Source organism: Halomonas sp. JB37 (genome assembly GCF_002332255.1).
Lineage (GTDB): Bacteria > Pseudomonadota > Gammaproteobacteria > Pseudomonadales > Halomonadaceae > Vreelandella > Vreelandella casei.
Genome location: NZ_NRGW01000001.1, coordinates 557,986 through 577,638, shown reverse-complemented (window position 1 = coordinate 577,638; position 19,653 = coordinate 557,986). Strand labels below are relative to the sequence as shown.

Below are 19,653 nucleotides of genomic sequence, written 5' to 3'. Positions count from 1 at the left end.
AACGCTAGATGTACGTAACCCACCCGTAGCGCTGACAAGCCCTAAAGTGAATATCCAATTCCACGCCGGCGCAACAAAAAAAGGGGCAGCCTTTGCTGCCCCTTGGGTACATCACCCATTTTGCCCGTATGGCTTATAAGGGATGATTACTCGTTGGTAACGGTTTCAAGGTCTGCTTTAAACTGCTCAAGCAGCGCTTGACCACCTTCACCGGTCATTTCAAGGAAGGCTTCTTCAACCTGCGGAGCACGCTCGCGGAAGGCTTGCATCTGCTCTTCGTTCAGACGCGTCACCGTTACTTCATCAGACGCTGCCTGAATTTTTTCTAGCGCTTCATCGGCTAGGCCTTTGATGTGCTCAATCGTCTGATCATATGCGGCTTGTGAAGCTTCTTGCACCAGCGTTTGGTCTTCTTCAGACAGGCCTGCATAGAAATCTTGGTTGGCCATCATCGCGGTGGTGAACCAGCCGTGACCAGTGAACGTCAGATGCGGCGATACTTCATACAAACCGCCTGATTCGATCCAAAAAATCGGATTTTCTTGGCCATCAAGAATACCGGTCTGCAGACCACCGTACACTTCACCCCACGGCAGCGGCGTAGGCGTTGCGCCGAAGGCATCGTAAGTTTCCGACAGCAGCGGGTTGGTCATGGTACGGATTTTCTTATTATCCATATCCTCCGGTGAGCTAATCGGCTCATCGGTAGTAATGACCATTTCACCTTCTGGATACATTTTCAGCAGCTCTAGGCCTTGCTCGGCATAAAGCTCCGGAAACATTTCGTTGATGGCTTTGCTTTCGTCAAAGAACGTCAGCACGGTTTCTTCGTCGGTCGGCAGTAGGTAAGGAATAAAGAAGATTTGCGCTTCAGGAATCAGCGCACCGGTAAAGCCAGGCGATTGGTTCACAAACTGCAGGATGCCGTTCTGCGTCTGCTCCATAATGTCATCAGACTCACCCAGCTCACCAAAACGATACACCTGCACAGTGTTGTCAGAATTTTCTTCAATATATTCTTTAAAGGCATAGGCAAAGACGTCTTGAACGTCGCCTTCGTACTCTTCGTGAGCGTAACGCCAGTTGTCTGCTTGTGCCACAGACGCCATGCCTAACAGCAATGCGCCAACGCTGGCAGTAGTGATTAACTTCGTGGTGACAGAACGAGTCGAAACGGTTTTGCTTGCCTTCATGCGATGTTCCCCTTTGCAGTGGTAAGCGCGCGATACAAATGCGCAACATTATTTTTGAAGCGAACTGCTTAGCATCTAACGTTTAAAACCAACCCATCGGCGCGTTTCTCAACGCGGCATTATTGTTCGCTAATAGGCAAAAATGCGTCGTTAACTGCGTGCTAGCGGTCAAATAACGCTAGGTGATTCAAAATGAGCCTAAATTTAGGCTAGCGCGCTCCTTGATGAGGGTCAAGTTGAAGAACGAGCGTTTGCAGCGCCTGAAGCGACGCCGAATGCGTGTTTGATGGATCAGTAAACTGAAGGGCTTTTTCACCATCATTTAGCTTTTTCTCAAGCCATTCAGCTACGTTAGGGGGTTTTTCCACGATTTTAATGACGCGCTTTTCGTCGCTCTCCCCTTCCAAAGCCCATGTTTGCCAACGTTGAAGGTTCTCACGTTCGGCCATCAGTTCTGCCTGTTTAATGGTCTTGCGCAGCGCTGCCACAGCTTCGTTCGATGCAGCCGGCGACGTTAAGTCGCGCCGCAGTGCGCGCAAAACGCCCGTTACTCGACCCTGCCAGTGAATACGCTCCTTGCGCACGGCAGACACGGCTGTCGACACGGTTTCTAAGCCGCATGAATATAGCCAGCAATGGAACAACACTTCGCAAACATCTAACCCCGCCTCGTCCTGTAACGTTAAGCACGCCGCCTCAACGCCTGGCTTGGTGTAAAACGCGAGCGCAAAATCCCATAACGGTATCTGCTGCAAGCGCTGCAATCGGGTAGAATCAAGCGCAATAGAATCTGGCATCGTATGACCCACATTTTTTTCGGGAGAAGGCATGATCGCACTGCGCCAAGTCGCCCTGCAACGCGGCACGCAAACGCTACTCGACAACGCGGACGTTACCCTTAATAACGGGGTAAAGGCCGGCATTATTGGGGCAAACGGCGCCGGTAAATCGAGCCTGTTCAAACTCTTGCTGGGCGAGCTTTCGCCCGACCAGGGTGATGTCGAGATGAGCGGAGGTCAGCGCATTGCGCATATGGCCCAGGAAGTTGACGCGCTTGACCGGCCTATCATCGAATATGTGCTCGATGGCGACCTGGCATTACGACAGGCCGAGGCCGACTTACTTGCCGCCCGTGAAGCCGACGACGCCCATCGCGAAGCCGAACTGCATGGCTTAATTGAAACGCTGGACGGTTACCGCGCTGCGTCCCGCGCGGCACAGCTGCTGGTCGGGCTGGGGTTCTTACAAGCTGACCTGACCCGCCCACTGTCAGCCTTTTCCGGCGGGTGGCGAATGCGCGTCAATCTCGCCCGCACACTGTTTATGCCCTCTGACCTGCTGCTGTTGGATGAGCCCACCAACCACTTGGACCTGGATGCCTTACTGTGGCTGGAACAGTGGCTGACCCGCTACCCCGGCACGCTGCTGCTGATTTCTCACGACCGCGACTTTTTGGACGCTGTATGCGACCACATCGTGCATATGCACCACCAAACGCTGGAACTTTACCGCGGCAACTATTCGCAGTTTGAGCGCACCCGCGCCGAAAAGCTCGCTCTTCAGCAAGCCGAAGCCGCCAAACAGCAGGCGCGTCGAGAAGAGATCGAACGCTTTATCGCCCGCTTTAAAGCGCAGGCAACCAAAGCAAAGCAGGCGCAAAGCCGGGTCAAAATGCTTGAGCGCATGGAAGATATCGCCGTTGCCCACGTGGACTCCCCGTTCCACTTCACGCTGCCCGCTGCCGATAAAACGTCGCGCCCGCTGCTGGTACTGGATCAGGCGCAGCTAGGCTATCGCGGTAAAACGAGCGACGGAAGTGATAACAACGTCCAGCTGGATAAGGTCAACGTTACCCTGCTGCCCGGCAGCCGCATTGGCCTGCTAGGCCCTAACGGCGCGGGCAAATCGACGCTGATTAAATCACTGACCGGCGAACTTGAGCTGCTTAATGGCAAGCGTGTGCCGGGTGAGCATTTAGCCATTGGCTACTTCGCTCAACATCAGCTTGAGAGTTTGGATGTTACATCGACGCCTTTTGTACATGTGCAGCGTCTGTCACCCACGGCCAGTGATCAGGACATTCGCAATTTCCTGGGCGGCTTTGGCTTTAAGGGCGACGATGCGTTTAGCGTCGTTGCCAACTTTTCCGGCGGCGAGAAGGCACGCCTTGCGCTTTCTTTAGTCGCCTGGCAGAAGCCTAACCTGCTCTTGCTCGATGAGCCGACTAACCACCTGGATTTGGAGATGCGCGAAGCATTAACCCAGGCGCTGGCAAGCTTTGAAGGCACAGTTATTTTGGTGTCTCACGACCGTCACCTGCTGCGGGCGACCGTGGATGAGTTCTGGCGAGTAGCCGATAATCGCGTCGAACCGTTTGACGGCGATCTAGAGGATTATCGGGTTTGGCTTAAAGCACGCCTGGAAGACAGCCGCCGCGATTCACGCGGTGAAAAGGCCGAACGTCAAAGCCAGCAGCCTAGCGGCGACAGCCGTGAAGCGCGCAAAGCATCCCGTAAAGCGGCCGCCGAACTGCGCGAAAAATTACGCCCGTTGAAAAAGCAGCGCGACCAAGCCGAAAAGGCCATGGAAAAGGCCCAGCAAGAACTGGAAGAGGTAGAACACGTGTTGGCTGACCCTGAACTCTACACAGACAGCGCACGTAAAGCGGAGTTGACCAAGACGCTTAGCCAACAGGCTGAGATTAAAGCACGGCTCGATGAGGCAGAGCGGCAGTGGCTCAGCGCCGAAGAAGCGCTAGAGACAATGGAAGCCGAGCTGCTGGCCAGCGAAGAAGCGGTTAGCTAGGCCTCGCCAGATCTCACTAGCTTTCCAGTAAAAACGTGACCGGGCCATCGTTGACCAGCGCTACCTGCATATCGGCACCAAACTCACCGGTGGCCACGTTGGGCCAAGCAGCGCTGGCCTGGGCGACAAGGAAGTCAAATAACCGCTCGCCTTCGTCCGGCGGCGCGGCGCTGGAAAAGCTGGGGCGCAGCCCTTTACGAGTATCCGCTGCCAAGGTGAACTGAGAAACAAGCAGCAGCCCGCCGTTCACCTGCTGAAGGTTTTGATTCATTTTACCGTCAGCATCGCTGAACACACGGTAATGCAGCAGCTTATGCAACAGCTTGCTAGCGGCCGCCTGGTCGTCGCCCTTTTCTACGCCCACCAGCGCTAGCAACCCATGCTCGATTGCCCCCACAGTTTGACCCTTCACCGCTACGCTGGCGCGCGTCACCCGCTGAATCAGCGCTTTCATCATGCTTCTCCTTGGCTGCTAACGACAGCGACTGCCGCCACTGCTCGCTAGCCTCTTCCTAACAGCGCATCGCGAAAATCTTCACCCAAAGGGCGCTCGCCTAGCCAGATACTAAACATGGCGCTGGCTAACTCAGCGTTATCCTCTGCAAACAGAACCTCGCCATTGAGCGCCAAACGTAGCTGCGTGCCGTCCCAACTAAGTAGATAGCGGTCGCCGGGCACTACGTCACTATAGCGCTGATTAAGCTGCTCTAGGGGCGCTTCAATCTGAGTGAACTCATAAAGCGTCAGCGTGTCCCGCAGTGTTTCTTCCGTGGCTTCGGCAAAATCTGACGCTTTAATGGCACGGAAATAAGCCAGCTCTAGCCGCCTCGGCTGGTTACCCAGCGGCTGAGGTTGCGTATCACTTTCAAGCTGATAGTACGCTCCAGCGTAGGCGTTCCAGACCATATAGCGAAAAACGCCGCTGCCAATCAGCGTATAGCGCTGCCCGTTCTCGTCAACAACGCGTTCAAAACGCTCACCCCGCTCAGAAACGCTGCTGGCAAAGACACCAGACGTTATCAACATCATACATATCGCCAGTAATGCGCCCAGCGCGGGATGATGGTTCAGCCTTAATCGCATGGTGATACCCTCCTGTTAACAGCGTTTTCTCGCAAACTCTCAGCGCAATACCTAATGCCTAATAAATCTTGCCAAACGGCGCTAGCGTTACCACCACGCATGAAAGTGATGCACTGGACCACGCCCTTTACCCACGTTTAGACGGGCACTTGCTTCTAGCGCGGCATGCAGCCACTGCTTGGCCTCGCTAATCGCCGCCACTGCTGCATTAGCGGGTGCTGAGGCCGGCTGCTTGGCTAAACAGGCGGCGATCGCCGAAGAGAGCGCGCAGCCGGTACCGTGTAAGTTATCAGTATCAATACGCGACGCGGGCAGCCACTCATGGCCGCTGGGTGTTGCCAGCAAGTCAGGGCACGTCGCCCCGCGCAGGTGGCCGCCTTTGAGCACCACATACGGCGCGCCTAACTGCATCAGCCCCGGCAACATTGCCTCCATTTCCTCTAAGCTAGTCGGCGAGGGTGAATCGAGCAGTACGGCTGCTTCTGGCAGGTTGGGAGTGATGACGTCGGCTAACGGCACCAGGATATCCCGCACGGCGCGAATACCGGCGTCATCCACCAATATATCACCGCTTTTGGCCACCATGACGGGGTCCAGTACGATCCAGCGCGGACGTTTCTTACGCAGGACGTCAGCGATCACTTCGGCGACTTCGCGGCTAGCCACCATGCCAATTTTGACCGCGTCTAGCGTGACGTCTTTGAGCAAATGCTCTAGCTGTTCACGAATCACCTGCGGCGACACCGGATAAACTGACGCCACACCGCAGGTATTCTGGGCAATCACCGCCGTGATCACGTTGGTGCCATAGACCCCTAATGCTGAAAAGGTTTTCAGGTCTCCCTGCAGGCCTGCGCCCCCGGAAGGGTCAGAGCCTGCAATCGTCAGTACATTGGCAATAGGATGCATGCTTTCCCCTTACATCAACGAAGGCAGCCATGTGGCCAGTCCAGGGAATAGCGCCAGCGCTAACAGCATGCCGAGCTGCATGATGATAAACGGCACGACGCCGCGATAAATCGCCGATGTCGGCACACTTTGCGGTGTCACACCGCGTAAATAGAACAATGCGAATCCAAAGGGCGGCGTCAAAAAAGAGGTCTGGAGGTTGACGGCAATCATGATGCCCAGCCAGATGGGGTCAACCCCCATCGCTAATAGCACCGGACCAACAATGGGCACCACCACAAAGGTGATCTCGATAAAGTCGAGTATGAACCCGAGCAGGAAGATGACCAACATGACCACAATGGTAGCGCCCACCACCCCACCGGGCATCGAATCAAACATATGGTTGACCAGCTCTTCGCCACCAAACGCTCGAAATACCAGCGAAAACAGTGTCGCGCCAATCAGGATCAAAAACACCATGCTGGTTACCTGAGCGGTGGAGCGCACTACCTCACCCAGCATCGAAAAGCTTAACCGCCGATTGGCCGCTGCCAGCAGCAGCGCACCGAAGGCACCCACTGCTGAGGCTTCCGTGGGCGTGGCAAAGCCGCCCAAGATCGAGCCCAGCACGGCCACGATTAGCAGCACGGGCGGTAAAAGTCCTTTCAGTAGCAGCGGCCAGATACTGCCGGTGTGCCCCAACTCCTGCATCAATCCTTCACGATCCGCCGCCGGGGCCGTACTGGGCTTTAGCCACGCCACTGTAAGCAGATAGATAATATAGGCTAGCACCAGCAGCAGGCCCGGTACCAACGCGCCGACAAACAGATCGCCCACCGAAAGCGTCTTGGGGCTCCAAGCGCCCATCGATAGCTGTGCCTGCTGATAGGCATTGTTGAGAACATCGCCTAGCAGCACCAAGGCGATGGAAGGCGGAATGATTTGACCCAGAGTGCCCGTGGCACAAATGGTCCCGGTCGCCAGTGCCGGTGAGTAGCCGCGTTTGAGCATGGTGGGTAGCGAGAGCAGGCCCATGGTAACCACCGTTGCTCCCACAATACCGGTAGATGCGGCCAGCAGCATGCCCACCAATACCACCGCAATGCCCAACCCGCCGCGCAGGGCGCCAAATGCCATGGTCATCGCATCCAGCAGCGTTTCCGCCACCCGTGACTTCTCAAGCAGGACACCCATCAACACGAATAAAGGCACCGCCAGCAGGGTATTGTTCGTCATGATGCCGTAGATCCGGCTAGGCATTGAGCCCATCCAGCGTGCCTCGAAATGCACCGGAACGCCCAGCGATTGCAGCAACCAGCCTAATCCGGCAAAGGCCAGCGCTGTACCCGCAAGCGACAGAGCCACCGGATAACCCAGCATCAAGACACCGCATACTGCGGCAAACAGTAACAGCGGCATGCCTTCCAATAAAATCGCCAGCACTAGACCATCTCCTCATGCACAGGGGCAGAACTGGATAGCTTGCCGCGGATAATCAGCACCTGACGTATCAGCTGCGCTACCGCCTGTAAAAGTAGCAGGGCCACCATTCCCAGAATCAGCGTTTTAAGCAGGAACACGGCCGGAATGCCGCCGTCCCCCGACCGCTCCATAATGGCCCAGCTGGTAATCACATAGTGGAAGCTTGAAATGGCGATAAATGACATGACGGGAATCAGCAGAAATAGCGTGCCGAGCAGGTCGACCCACGCGCGGCCACGCTCAGACATCTTGCGGTAAAAGATATCGACCCGCACATGGCCATCGTGACGTAGCGTCCATCCGGCGCCGAGCATGAACACGGCGGCGTGCATGTACATCACCGACTCTTGCATCACGATGCTATTGATACCGAAAATATAGCGCAGCACGACGATGGCGAACTGCACCAGCATCATTATCACAACCAGCCAGGCAATGGCCCGGCCCACTCCCTCAGTCACGCAGTCGAGCCAGCGCAGCAAGCGCGGCTCATGGGCATTGGCGAGCATGTTAAATGTCCTGGAAAAGAAACGGCCCAGAATCATCGCTGATTCTGGGCCGAACGTCATCCCTAAAAAGGTCTGGGTGGGCCATAAAGCGGCCTAAATTGCTCTTAGCAGCTTATTGAGTTGCGCTGGGTGCGGGTGTCGCCTTTTTAATAGCCAGTAGGCAGGCGGCTGGTAAGGGTAAATCAACCGCAATCGGCAAGTGATCCGAAAACAGGTGATCCATTACCCGCACCTCAGCGGCCTCCAGGGTTTGCGATAGCAAAATGTGATCCAACGCTTGCCTGGGCTGCCACGATGGGTAGCTCAATAAAGGTGTAACAGGATGCAGCGGCAACGAGGTGCTGAATCGCTCATGGGCGTGCAGCTGAGCCGGAGTGCAATTCAGATCGCCCATCACCACCACATGCCGCAGTGGCTGGATGATCTCGCTTAAGTAGTTAAGCTGGCGCACCCGGCCACGATGGCTAAGCGCCAAATGTGCGACAAAAATATGTAACGCATCCGGCCCGTTACCAAAACGCACGTGAATGGCACCACGCCCAGGCAAGGTCCCGGGCAGGCGGTGCTCTTCAATTTTGGTGGGCACGAGACGCGAAAGCAGCCCGTTGCTGTGCTGGGCAAGGTGCCCAAGATTTCGGTTCAGTTGCTTGAAGTGATGAGGAAATCCGGCCTTAGCCGCCAGGTATTCCACCTGGTTGATGCGGCTGGAGCGAAAGCTGCCGCCGTCGGCTTCCTGCAGACCGACGACATCAAACTGGCCCAGCACGTCGCTCATCACATCCAGGCGTTTCACCCGTTTCCGATTAGGCAGAAAGTGCTGCCAGCTACGAGTGAGATAGTGATGATAAGCAGACGTCTGAATGCCCACCTGCAGATTGAACGTCAGCAGGCGCAAATGACCATCTTCTAACAGCGGCTTATGGGTGCTCGTGACGCTCGCTGTCTTATCAGCCTTCACTTCATTTGACACCGTTATTCTGCGCGCTCAGCACGCACTTGCTTAATCAACTCATCCGCAACCTGCGGCATGTTTTCAAGGCTGCCAGCAGAACTAGGCGTCACGACATAGCGGCCGTCAACCACCAGGGCCGGCACGCCCATTAGGCGCATTTCGCGCATACGGCTGTTGGCCTTGTTCACTTCACTACGTACACTAAACGCCGTTAGCGCTTGTTTCGCTTCTTCTTCACTCACGCCATAGTTGGCAAAGAACTCAGCGATATCATCAGGGTCGGTTAGTGACTGCTTTTCCTGATGAATGGCATTAAAGAAATCTGCGTGCAGCTCATCTTCGATACCCAGCGATTCAGCCGCATAGAAAGCGGTCGCATGGGTATTCCAATCGCCGCCCATGGTGGCAGGCATATGCACTACGCTGACGTCATCGTCGAGTGTTTCGTACCACTCATTAACCGGCGTTTGCAAGCGGTAGCAGTGCGGGCAACCAAACCAGAATACTTCGGTCACTTCGATTTGGCCGTCTTCAACGTTCGTTTCTACCGGCGTCTCAAGAAGCTCATACTGCTGGCCTGCTACTAGTTCCTGGGCACTCACCGCCGCAGAAAGTCCGAGGCCAGCCATTGCGACCATTAGCGTTTTAAACATTGCGTGTATTCTCCATGGGTAAGCGAAGGATGTGACAGTCACTATAGTAGCGAGTTCCCTCCTCTACGACACATTACTAGCGCCCGACAAGGTTTCGCAATCCTGACAAAAAATCGTTTAGGCTCCCAAAGGCTAGTTCAGGCCTAACAAATAGTTAGCGACGGCTTGCATATCGTTATCGCTCATCTTGGCGGCAATATCTTGCATCATATTATTAGGGTCATTGTCACGCTCACCGGCAGCGAACGCCTGCAGCGTCGCGACCGTGTACTGCGCATACTGGCCAGAAAGCCCGGGGTAAACGGCACTGCCGATACCAACGCCAGTGGGCGAATGGCAGGCTGAACAAGCGGGTATGCCCTTAGACAGATCACCCGCGCGGTAAAGTTCTTCGCCACGGGCCAGCAAGTTGGCATCCTCATCGCTCGCTTGCCCAATATGGGTGTCTAATCCGGCGAGAAACGCCGCGACATCCCACGCATCCTGGTCTGAATAACTGTCCACTTGAGCGGCCATTTGCGGCACCAAGCGATCGCCATCACGAATATCGATGATCTGCTTGGCCAGATAAGACATTTGTTGACCTGCCAAGTGAGGGAAGGCGCTCGCCGGGCTAATACCGGTTTGACCATGGCAAGCAGCGCACGTCTGCGCCCGCTCGCGGCCAGCGGATGCATCCGCATCGGCCTGGAAGTCCGCTTGAGCGTGCGCGACGCCAACGGCCATAGCAATGGCCAAGCTTGCCAGTAACTGTCTCATTACCCTTCCACATAGCGGTTTATATTTGACGAATGTGCTGGTCGCTGCCGACTAGAGCGCGATGGTACACTAGCGCCTCAGCTCGCAGAGATATACCGCTGGCATTATAACGAATCACCCCTGGCGGCGGGAATCAAAACCCTGGGCTGCTTTAGGGGTCACTCGTCGCGGCACTGCTCTATGCTCTGTCTTTCGTATCATGTGCGCCGAGCAGGCCGCTTTTATGTTCGTTTTTCAGGATCACATCCATGTCTACCCCTCATGATAGCCTTGTCGCTCGGCTGAACTACCCCACGGCAAGTTTTGTTATCAGCGCGCCTACCCTAGCGCTATGCCCTGACGATACCGGTGCAGAAGTTGCTTTTGCCGGGCGTTCGAATGCCGGCAAATCCAGTGCTATCAATGCATTAACGCAACAGAATGCCCTGGCGAGAACCTCTCGCACGCCGGGTCGTACCCAGTTAATCAACTTTTTCCGCGTCATGAACGACGACGCTAGAAGGCTGGTCGATCTACCGGGCTACGGCTACGCAAAGGTACCTGAGTCAGTCAAACTGGAGTGGCAAAAGCACCTAGCAGAGTATCTGCGTAACCGCTTTAGCCTGCGCGGGCTAGTGCTGTTGATGGATGTACGTCATCCGCTGACCGAGTTCGATCAAATGATGCTCAGCTATGCCGACCAGCGAGAAATGCCGGTGCATATTCTGCTGACCAAATCGGACAAGCTAAAGAAAGGCCCTGCCAACGCGGCATTGCAAAAAGTACGCTCGAGCCTCAAAGAGTGGGAAGACCTGGTGTCGGTACAGCTATTCTCATCGCTCAAACGCGACGGCGTGGACACGCTTTCAAAGAAGTTGGATCAGTGGCTACATACGCCGCCTGAATAGTTCGGCGCTTATACTTCGTTTTCTAGCAGCTTAAGCACGCTGGGCAGCTCTTTAATATGGGCGATGCGATGCACTCGCGGCGGCAGCACCTCGTCACCCGCTGCGGCAATCCATACGGCATGCATCCCCAGCTGCTGAGCAGGCAGAATGTCTTCCTCCCAAGAGTCACCTACGTGCATCGCGCATTCCGGCGCGACGTTGAGGCGTGCAAGCGCGGTAAGAAACGGCGTGGGGTCAGGTTTGGGCGCCAGCAACTCGCCCGCGGCAATGGCCACAGGGAAGTGAGCGGCCAGCGGCTGACGCGCCAAATGGATATTGCCATTGGTAATGGCGGCAAGCTGATAGCGCTCCGCCAATGCGGTCAATAGCCCCGTCGCTTCAGGATGAGGCGTTACCTGAATGCGCAGGCGATGAAACTCGTTCATCGCCGCAGCTGCCCACAGCAACGCGCCACTGCGCGTCAAACCCTGAGCTTCTAACTGAGCTTCCAGGGCGCGTAAGCGCAGCCATGTGAAGTCGCCACGCCGTTCGGGCACATCTTTAGCCAGCTGTAAGCGACGCTGCAGATAATCTTGTCCGCCGTTGACCGGGTCGAGCGCAAGGGCTGGCTCTTGACGCGCAGTACGCCATGCCCTGAGCGCGTCCAACAGCCAGCGGTAATGCCCTTCCTCAGTGCGTAACATCACGCCATGGTTGTCCCACAACGTATCGTCTAGATCGAAGGTAATGGCCTTCAGCACCGTCATGGCTTACTCCCAGGGCTGCGTTTGGCGCGCGGATGAGCGGCATCGTAGCTCGTTGCCAGGTGCTGCCAGTCGAGCCGCGTATAGATTTGGGTCGTCGAAAGATTAGCGTGGCCTAATAACTCTTGTACCGCGCGCAGGTCTTGGCTTGATTCCAGCAGATGGCTGGCAAAAGAGTGTCGCAGCCGATGAGGATGTAAATGCTCGGGCAAGCCGCGAGCAAGTGACAGCTGCGCTAAGCGCTTTTGAATAGCGCGATGCCCTAGCCGCGCACCGCGCTGGCCAACAAATAAAGCCAGCTCTCCCGCAGGCGCCAGCGCAGAACGACAGCCAAGCCAGTCGATCAGTGCCTGCTGGGCTCGGCGCCCAACCGGTACTTGGCGCGGCTTGCCTCCTTTACCGATGACCCTCACTCGGCTGCTTTGCAAATCACCCAAGTCCAGCGCAGCAAGCTCGGCTAAACGCAGGCCGCTGGAATAAAACAGCTCAAGAATGGCTTGATCGCGAGTGCCCAGCGGTGAGCCGTCGTGAGGGGTATCTAGAAAACGTGCCAGCGCATCGACATCAACCGGGCGCGGCAGATGGCTTGGCTGCTTCGGAGTGCGTAACAGCCCCACCGGGTTATCCACCAGCACGCCCTGTTTGACCAGATAATCCGCAAAGCGTGACAGCGCTGCCCGGCGCCGCGCCAGGCTTCGGGGCGCCAAGCCCCGGCTGCGTTCTGCGCCCAAAAAGGCGCGTAGCAGGGCGGTGTCTAGCGCAGCAGGATCTGTGACATCACGGCGATTCGTGAAGGTACATAGCGCCGCTAGGTCATGCTGATAGGCCGCCACGGTCGCCGGGCTGGCATGGGCCGCCAGCGCCGCTAAAAATGTCTCAATGCGATCTGCAATAGATGATGGCTTAGCCATGATCGCCTAGACGTATCAGCAGGCGCGCAACGATATCGCCTAGATACTCGGTGAACAGCGTGTCCATGCTGGCTCGATAGGCATCGGGGCTGGGACTTGCCAGCACCAAGTAGCCAAGTGGGTCGCCAGCAGAGAGGCGCGAGATAGCGCACGAGCCGGCTTTGCGCGGTGCTTTAACATGGGGCAGCAAACACTTCCAATCGCTAACGCTGAGCTTAACGCAGCGGCTAGTGCGGCCATCCAACATAGCGGCTAGACGCGCACTAGCATGCTGGTCTAACACGTGGCGCGGCGGCTGCGGCGGCTGCGGCTCGGCATCGCTTAACGTGGCCGGGCACCACAGCGCCATGGCAGGGGTTTCAAAGCGCTCACTCAGCTGAGTCGCCAGCGCCTGTGCCAATGCATCGCGGTCTTGAGCCTCAACCAATGCAATCAGCGTTTCGCGTAGCCGACGATACTGAGACTCGTTATGGCGAGCGGTTTCTAACAAGTGCTCTAAACGACCTTCGGCGGTTTCAGCACGCTTACGCAGATCAAACACCAGCCGCTCCAGCAGCGACACAGCCCCCTCAATATTGGGATGCGGCACTTGCAGCTGCTGCAATAACCCTTCACGACCCACGAAAAAATCGGGATGCCGCGCCAGCCAGAACGCCACTTGATCAGGATCGAGCGTTTTGCGGGGTTCGGGGGCTTGTGACATCGCCGTTCTCCTCGAGTTAATTGAGTGCTACACGGCCATCAAAGACGCGCGTAGCCGGTCCCACCATTGTCAGCGACCCTTCAGGGTCGGGCCATTCAATGCTGAGTTCGCCACCGGGTAAATGCACTTTCACAGGGCTTTTCAGCAGCCCCTGACGAATGCCGCTAGCCACTGCCGCGCAGGCACCCGTACCGCAGGCTAGCGTTTCGCCGCTGCCGCGTTCATAGACGCGCAGGCGTATTTCGCTAGGTGAGAGTACCTGCATAAAGCCTACGTTAACACGCTTAGCAAAACGAGGATGCGCCTCAACCAACGGCCCAAGCCGCTCGACCGGCGCGCTATCAACGCTTTCGACCTGCAGCACCGCATGGGGATTGCCCATTGAGACGACGCCAATCTGCAGCGTGTCATCGCCCACATCTAGCCGGTGCAGCGGCTGGTCGCCCGGCGCATCAAAGGGCAAAGCCAGGGGGCTAAACCGCGGACGCCCCATATCAACACGCACCATTCCATCAAGCTGCACGGTTAATACCAGCGCCCCGCCCGCGGTTTCCACATGAATTTCATGTTTATGCGTCAGCCGCTGATCGCGTACAAAGCGAGCAAAGCAGCGCGCTCCGTTGCCGCAGTTTTCCACTTCACTGCCATCCGCATTGTAAATACGGTAGCGAAAATCCATGTCCGGGTCGCGGGGCGGCTCGACCACTAACAGCTGGTCAAAGCCGATGCCGAAACGACGGTCTGCCAGCGCGCGGATTTGCGCCTCGTCCAGCCGGGCGCGCTGCGTCACGAGATCCACCATGACAAAGTCGTTACCCAAGCCATGCATTTTGGTGAAGTGCAGAAGCATCAGCGTTCCCCTTCGGGCAGCAACGCTTCGCCGGCCCACAGGCTCGCCACGGTTTCACGCGCCCGGACGACATGGCAGCTGTCGCCATCGACCATAAGCTCCGCGGCGCGAGGACGGCTATTGTAGTTTGAAGCCATCACAAAGCCGTAGGCGCCCGCCGAGCGCACCGCCAGCAGGTCGCCTTCCGCGATCGAAAGCTCGCGCTCTTTACCCAGGAAGTCGCCAGTCTCGCATACCGGGCCAACCACGTCGTAAAGCGCAGTCTCGCGCGCCTCGCGGGTGTCGACCGGCACAATTGCTTGCCATGCTTGATACAGCGCAGGGCGAATCAAATCGTTCATCGCCGCATCCACAATAGCGAAGTTTTTGGTCTCACCGGGCTTGAGAAACTCAACGCGCGTCAGCATTACGCCAGCATTGGCAGCAATCGAGCGTCCTGGCTCAAACAGTAGCGTCAGTGCTTCACCACCTTCCCAGCGCGATAGCCGTGCCAACAACTGGCTAGCGTAATCAAACGGCTGGGGTGGCTTTTCATCGCGATAGGTGACGCCCAAACCGCCGCCTAAGTCGAGGTGATCAATTTCGATGCCTCGCTCACGCAGGCGCTCCATCAGTACCAGCAGCCGCTCCAGTGCATCCAAGAACGGAGCCGTTTCGGTTAGCTGCGAACCGATATGGCAGTCCAACCCTTTGACCTGAAGATTAGGCAAACTGGCGGCTAGCTCATAGGCCGCCAACGCTTCGTCTATCGAGATGCCAAACTTATTATCTTTCAAACCCGTCGAGATATACGGGTGCGTACCCGCGTCAACGTCTGGGTTGACCCGCAGAGACACCGGCGCCACCTTGCCCTGCTCGCCCGCAACGCGATTTAAACGCTCAAGCTCTGGGCGCGACTCGACGTTAAAACACTTAATGCCCACGTCTAGCGCGCGGACCATTTCGTGGGGCTGCTTGGCTACGCCGGAAAACACCACCTTAGCCGGATCACCGCCGGCTTTAAGCACGCGTTCAAGTTCGCCGATCGAGACAATATCAAACCCTGCGCCAAGCTTGGCGAGCAGTCCCAGCACCGCCAAGTTAGAGTTGGCTTTTACTGCGTAACAAATCAGATGCGGATGACTGCCCAGCGCTTCAGTATAGGCCCGAAAATGACGTTCAAAGGTCGCTTTTGAATAGACGTAGCAAGGCGTGCCGTGTTCGTTAGCAATCCGTGACAGCGGCACATCTTCGGCGTACAGCACGCCATCGCGGTAGTTAAAATAATCCATGTGACTCTCCCCTTTTCCTAGGCCAACGGCGCTCTATTCAGCCGCGCGGCTAGGCTGCTCGTCAGACTGTTCGATGGCGGGCGCATCGTCCGGCAGATAAAGCGGCCCTTTTTGCCCACAGCCGGCTAAACCGGCCAGGCTTGCCACCAGCAGTACCATCAGTGCTAACGTTTTCATGCAGCACCCGCCTTGAGTGCACTCAGCGCATCGCGCGCACGCTGGGCAGCAGCACGCACTTGATTCGGTGCGGTGCCGCCAATGTGATTACGCGCGGCCACTGAACCTTCAAGGGTCAACACCTCGAAAACATCCTGCTCAATGATGTCGGAGAACTGCTTGAGCTCATCAAGACTCATTTCAGAGAGGTCTTTTTCCGTTTTAAGACCGTAGGCCACCGAGTGACCGACAATTTCATGGGCATCGCGGAAAGCAACACCTTTGCGAACCAGGTAATCGGCAAGATCCGTCGCGGTCGAAAACCCACGCCGCGCCGCTTCATACATGCTGGTTTTTTTCGGCTCAATGGCAGGCACCATATCGGCGAAGGCTTTCAAGCAGTCGCGCACGGTATCCACAGCGTCAAACAACGGCTCTTTATCTTCTTGGTTGTCTTTGTTGTAAGCCAACGGCTGGGATTTCATCAGCGTCAGCAGCGCCATTAAATGGCCATACACACGGCCGGTTTTGCCGCGCACCAGCTCGGGCACGTCCGGGTTTTTCTTCTGCGGCATAATGGATGAGCCGGTGCAGAAGCGGTCGGGCAGATCGATAAAGTTGAACTGAGCGCTGGTCCACAGCACCAGCTCCTCGCTCATGCGCGATAGATGCATCAACAAAATACTGGCAAAGCTTGTGAATTCGATCGCGAAGTCACGATCTGACACGGCGTCTAGCGAATTTTCCGCCGGGCGATCAAAGCCTAGAAGCTCTGCGGTGACGTGGCGATCAATCGGATAGGTCGTTCCCGCTAGGGCAGCAGCGCCCAGCGGCATCACGTTGACGCGTTTACGACAATCCAACAGACGCTCATGATCCCGCGACAGCATTTCTTGCCACGCTAAAATATGGTGGCCGAACGTTACCGGCTGAGCCGTTTGCAGGTGAGTAAAGCCCGGCATAATCGTATCGGCTTCACGATCAGCCAGCTCAATCATGCCTTCGCGCAGGCGCTTAAGCTCTACTTCAATGACGTCGATTTCATCGCGCATGAACAGGCGAATATCGGTGGCTACCTGGTCGTTGCGCGAACGCCCGGTGTGCAGCTTCTTGCCGGTAATACCAATCTTGTCGGTCAGCCGCGCCTCGATGTTCATGTGCACGTCTTCAAGCGGCACCGACCAGTTGAATTCGCCGCGCTCGATCTCACCCTGAATCTCGTTCAGGCCGTTGATAATGGCGTCGCGCTCGTCATCGGTCAGTACGTCTACGCGGGCCAGCATGGTGGCATGGGCGATGGAGCCCTGAATATCCTGGCGGGCTAGGCGCTGATCAAAGGTGACAGACGCGGTAAAACGGGCAACAAAGGCATCGGTGGGCTCGCTAAAGCGACCGCCCCAAGACTGATTCGTAGCTTGGCTCATCGGAGATATATCCTGCTGACAAAACAATGGAGTCGTTGACGGAAAGTGTACCAGAGTCGTCCCGCTCAGCGGCATGCCGTTTTTACTGTGGCGCCCGGTGCTTTATGATAGGGGTATCATAGTGTGAGTCGCCGTGTCTGCGGTATAGGGGAGAATAACGTGCTATCAATTACCAAATTGCGCATTGCCACGCGTAAAAGCCAACTGGCCATGTGGCAGGCTGAGTACGTTCGTGACCGCTTAATGGCAGAGCACAGCGGCCTTGAGGTCGAACTTATCCCCCTTTCTACTAAGGGCGATAAAATAATCGATACGCCTCTTTCTAAGATTGGTGGGAAAGGACTGTTCGTTAAAGAACTTGAAGATGCGATGCTTGATGGCCGTGCCGATATTGCCGTCCACTCCATGAAGGACGTACCGATGAACTTTCCTGAAGGATTAGGCCTCTCGATCATTTTGGAAGGGGCCGACCCTACCGATGCGTTTGTGTCTAACCACTACGCAAGCCTCGATGAGCTGCCTGAAGGGGCGAGCATTGGCACTGCTAGCCTGCGCCGTGGTCTGCAAATGCGCGAAGTCCGTCCTGACCTACAAATTCTTAATCTGCGCGGCAACGTGCAAACACGACTCGCCAAATTAGACGCCGGCGATTTTGATGCCATTATTCTCGCCACTTCCGGTCTACAACGGTTGGGCCTGAACGCGCGAATTGCCCAGGCGTTGCCGCCGGAAGTATGCCTGCCTGCCTGTGGTCAAGGCGCGCTAGGCATTGAGTGCCGCCTGCATGATCCTGAGCTTATCAACCTGCTCGCACCACTGGATGATCCTGACACTGCCACTCGGGTACGCGCAGAAAGAGCGATGAATACACGACTCGACGGTGGCTGTCAGGTGCCTATCGCCGGACACGCAGTGCTAGACCTTGCCAACGAAACGCTGTGGCTACGCGGCTTAGTGGGAAACCCAGAGGGTACAGAAGTGCTTCGCGCCGAAGGCAGCGGCTCAATGCATGAGCCTGAGGCGCTGGGCATTCGCGTTGCAGAAGACCTGCTCGACCAAGGCGCAGGTGATATTTTGGAAGAGGTTTACGGTCGAGAAATATGAGCCAGCCAGTACTGATCTGCCGCCCTGGTGAGCGCGGAGAAGCGCTCGCCGCGGCGCTACGCGGCCAGGGCGGAAGCGTTGAATCACTCAATGTGATGCAGCTGGAAACGTTGCCAGAAAATGCTGCCATGCGAAGCACATGGCTAGATATTGATCAGTACCATAAGATAATCGTTATTAGCCCCTTCGCCGCCGTTTGCTTGGCCGAGGCATTAGACCGCTACTGGCCGCAGCTTCCCGTGGGGATTGACTACTACAGCGTCGGTAGCGCTACCGCGAGCACGCTTTATGATCAGCTGGGTGTGCGCGTACACGTGCCCCCAGCCGATGCGAGGGAAGACACCAGCGAAGCGCTGCTGGCACTGGCGTCGCTGCAGCAGCTGGCGCATCAGCGTATTCTATTAGTGGCAGGTGAAGGCGGCAGAACTCTGCTGGCAGAAACGCTCACCGCGCGGGGAGCAAAGGTAAGCCGCATCGCCGTTTACCGACGTACGCTTCAGCCCCTTGCACCCGCCCTACAGGCGTATTTATTTTCAGGTAATTATCGGGCATTGATCGTCACCAGCAGCGAACTGCTGGAACATCTGGCAAAATGGTGCAATCAGGCGGCTTTCAACCAACCGCTAATCGTTTCCAGTCGCCGTTTGGCTACACTGGCTGGCATACTAGGTTTTTGTAACCTCAAGGTGGCGTCTGGAGCAACGTCGGCTGCGTTGATAGCGGCGTTGGAGACTTGCGACCCACAGGGTGCCGATGTCGATCAAGGAACTTACTAAGGGCTAGCGACAGATGAGCAAACAAGTAAATGATCAGGGCGATGTTCAACCGACATCCGCCGATGCCTCTCAAGGCATCCCTAAAACGACCGACACGGCCGCTGCGACTAGCCGCACGTCTGAGCCCAGCACGCCGACTACACCGCCGAGTTCACCGCCGCCCCCTCAAAGCGGTGCTAATAACCAAAGTGGTGCTAACAACCATCGTTCGCGGCGGCGTGGAAAAGGCGGCACCAACAGCGCAGCTTCGTCGGCAGCCAGCACGGCGGCCACACCCTCGTCGACAGGCACTGCCGCGCCAAGTTCATCTTCCCAGGCCACAAGTTCACCTTCGCCCGCACAAAGTACCGCATCATCACCCAGCACGGCATCAGCAACGCCGACACCCCCAAAACCAACGCCATCAAAATCTTCGTCCGGTGGTACGCCACCGCCCAGCAATACGGGTAAAGGCAGCGGTGGCGGTAAGGGCGGCCTCTTCGCTATTGTGCTGGTCATTAT

General features: G+C 56.6%; 22 protein-coding genes. 4 read left to right on the top strand and 18 right to left on the bottom strand.

Features of this window, described 5'->3' with window-relative positions; genetic code table 11:
- Positions 1-146: 146 nt before the first annotated feature.
- Positions 147-1,193 carry a TRAP transporter substrate-binding protein DctP gene (dctP, locus tag CIK78_RS02840; RefSeq protein ID WP_096277044.1) on the bottom strand — a complete coding sequence of 349 codons (1,047 nt, stop codon included), beginning with the start codon at positions 1,191-1,193 and terminating at the stop codon, positions 147-149.
- 209 nt (positions 1,194-1,402) lie between these two features.
- Positions 1,403-1,990 carry a TIGR02444 family protein gene (locus CIK78_RS02835; RefSeq protein ID WP_096282235.1) on the bottom strand — a complete coding sequence of 196 codons (588 nt, stop codon included), beginning with the start codon at positions 1,988-1,990 and terminating at the stop codon, positions 1,403-1,405.
- 31 nt (positions 1,991-2,021) lie between these two features.
- Between CIK78_RS02835 and CIK78_RS02830 the strand changes: the two genes are divergently transcribed.
- Positions 2,022-3,998, top strand: a complete 1,977-nt coding sequence (locus tag CIK78_RS02830) for an ATP-binding cassette domain-containing protein (RefSeq protein WP_096277042.1) — start codon at positions 2,022-2,024, stop codon at positions 3,996-3,998.
- 16 nt (positions 3,999-4,014) lie between these two features.
- On the opposite strand, the gene dtd is transcribed toward CIK78_RS02830, so the two are convergent.
- From dtd to CIK78_RS02790, 8 genes are all read right to left on the bottom strand, one after another.
- Positions 4,015-4,452 carry a D-aminoacyl-tRNA deacylase gene (gene dtd, locus CIK78_RS02825; protein ID WP_096277039.1) on the bottom strand — a complete coding sequence of 146 codons (438 nt, stop codon included), beginning with the start codon at positions 4,450-4,452 and terminating at the stop codon, positions 4,015-4,017.
- 47 nt (positions 4,453-4,499) lie between these two features.
- A complete protein-coding gene (locus CIK78_RS02820) occupies positions 4,500-5,081 on the bottom strand; it encodes a chalcone isomerase family protein (RefSeq protein WP_096277037.1) in 582 nt (193 codons plus the stop codon).
- 87 nt (positions 5,082-5,168) lie between these two features.
- A complete protein-coding gene (gene thiD / locus CIK78_RS02815) occupies positions 5,169-5,990 on the bottom strand; it encodes a bifunctional hydroxymethylpyrimidine kinase/phosphomethylpyrimidine kinase (RefSeq protein WP_096277035.1) in 822 nt (273 codons plus the stop codon).
- Between the two features lie 9 nt (positions 5,991-5,999).
- Complete coding sequence (locus tag CIK78_RS02810) at positions 6,000-7,415, bottom strand: TRAP transporter large permease subunit (protein WP_096277033.1); 1,416 nt, start codon at positions 7,413-7,415, stop codon at positions 6,000-6,002.
- On the bottom strand, positions 7,415-7,963 hold the full coding sequence (locus CIK78_RS02805; protein WP_096277031.1) for a TRAP transporter small permease subunit: 549 nt from the start codon (positions 7,961-7,963) through the stop codon (positions 7,415-7,417). Before CIK78_RS02805 ends, CIK78_RS02810 begins: the two co-directional genes overlap by 1 nt.
- A gap of 112 nt (positions 7,964-8,075) precedes the next feature.
- Positions 8,076-8,921 carry an endonuclease/exonuclease/phosphatase family protein gene (locus tag CIK78_RS02800; protein WP_255249083.1) on the bottom strand — a complete coding sequence of 282 codons (846 nt, stop codon included), beginning with the start codon at positions 8,919-8,921 and terminating at the stop codon, positions 8,076-8,078.
- A 14-nt stretch (positions 8,922-8,935) separates the two neighbouring features.
- Positions 8,936-9,568, bottom strand: a complete 633-nt coding sequence (locus CIK78_RS02795) for a thiol:disulfide interchange protein DsbA/DsbL (protein ID WP_096277028.1) — start codon at positions 9,566-9,568, stop codon at positions 8,936-8,938.
- 132 nt (positions 9,569-9,700) lie between these two features.
- Positions 9,701-10,327, bottom strand: coding sequence for a c-type cytochrome (locus tag CIK78_RS02790; protein ID WP_096277026.1), 627 nt, complete (start codon positions 10,325-10,327; stop codon positions 9,701-9,703).
- A 248-nt stretch (positions 10,328-10,575) separates the two neighbouring features.
- On the opposite strand from CIK78_RS02790, the gene yihA reads away from it, so the two are divergent.
- Complete coding sequence (yihA, locus tag CIK78_RS02785; protein WP_096277023.1) at positions 10,576-11,214, top strand: ribosome biogenesis GTP-binding protein YihA/YsxC; 639 nt, start codon at positions 10,576-10,578, stop codon at positions 11,212-11,214.
- A gap of 8 nt (positions 11,215-11,222) precedes the next feature.
- Here the strand turns inward: yihA and CIK78_RS02780 are convergent, their stop codons facing one another.
- Genes CIK78_RS02780 through argH form a run of 7 tightly spaced genes read right to left on the bottom strand, consistent with a single transcriptional unit; the run spans position 11,223 to position 17,272 of the window.
- On the bottom strand, positions 11,223-11,960 hold the full coding sequence (locus tag CIK78_RS02780; RefSeq protein WP_096277021.1) for an HAD family hydrolase: 738 nt from the start codon (positions 11,958-11,960) through the stop codon (positions 11,223-11,225).
- A complete protein-coding gene (locus tag CIK78_RS02775; protein WP_096277019.1) occupies positions 11,957-12,868 on the bottom strand; it encodes a tyrosine recombinase XerC in 912 nt (303 codons plus the stop codon). The genes CIK78_RS02780 and CIK78_RS02775 overlap by 4 nt, the downstream gene beginning before the upstream one ends.
- A complete protein-coding gene (locus CIK78_RS02770; RefSeq protein ID WP_096277017.1) occupies positions 12,861-13,571 on the bottom strand; it encodes a DUF484 family protein in 711 nt (236 codons plus the stop codon). The genes CIK78_RS02775 and CIK78_RS02770 overlap by 8 nt, the downstream gene beginning before the upstream one ends.
- A gap of 16 nt (positions 13,572-13,587) precedes the next feature.
- Positions 13,588-14,421, bottom strand: coding sequence for a diaminopimelate epimerase (gene dapF / locus CIK78_RS02765; RefSeq protein ID WP_096277015.1), 834 nt, complete (start codon positions 14,419-14,421; stop codon positions 13,588-13,590).
- Positions 14,421-15,692 (bottom strand): diaminopimelate decarboxylase, encoded by a 1,272-nt coding sequence (lysA, locus tag CIK78_RS02760; protein ID WP_096277013.1) that lies wholly within the window; start codon positions 15,690-15,692, stop codon positions 14,421-14,423. Before lysA ends, dapF begins: the two co-directional genes overlap by 1 nt.
- Before the next feature lie 33 nt (positions 15,693-15,725).
- Positions 15,726-15,869, bottom strand: coding sequence for a lipoprotein (locus tag CIK78_RS02755; RefSeq protein ID WP_096277011.1), 144 nt, complete (start codon positions 15,867-15,869; stop codon positions 15,726-15,728).
- Positions 15,866-17,272, bottom strand: a complete 1,407-nt coding sequence (gene argH, locus CIK78_RS02750) for an argininosuccinate lyase (RefSeq protein WP_096277009.1) — start codon at positions 17,270-17,272, stop codon at positions 15,866-15,868. The genes CIK78_RS02755 and argH overlap by 4 nt, the downstream gene beginning before the upstream one ends.
- A 159-nt stretch (positions 17,273-17,431) precedes the next feature.
- Here argH and hemC point away from each other — a divergent pair, with 159 nt between their 5' ends.
- Together hemC and CIK78_RS02740 are read left to right on the top strand one after the other, a co-directional pair.
- Positions 17,432-18,376: a hydroxymethylbilane synthase gene (gene hemC, locus CIK78_RS02745; RefSeq protein ID WP_096277007.1), complete on the top strand. Its 945-nt coding sequence runs from the start codon at positions 17,432-17,434 to the stop codon at positions 18,374-18,376.
- Positions 18,373-19,152: a uroporphyrinogen-III synthase gene (locus CIK78_RS02740; protein WP_096277005.1), complete on the top strand. Its 780-nt coding sequence runs from the start codon at positions 18,373-18,375 to the stop codon at positions 19,150-19,152. Before hemC ends, CIK78_RS02740 begins: the two co-directional genes overlap by 4 nt.
- Positions 19,153-19,317: 165 nt before the next feature.
- Here the strand turns inward: CIK78_RS02740 and CIK78_RS17990 are convergent, their stop codons facing one another.
- Positions 19,318-19,650 carry a hypothetical protein gene (locus CIK78_RS17990; protein WP_141393020.1) on the bottom strand — a complete coding sequence of 111 codons (333 nt, stop codon included), beginning with the start codon at positions 19,648-19,650 and terminating at the stop codon, positions 19,318-19,320.
- Positions 19,651-19,653: the final 3 nt, after the last annotated feature.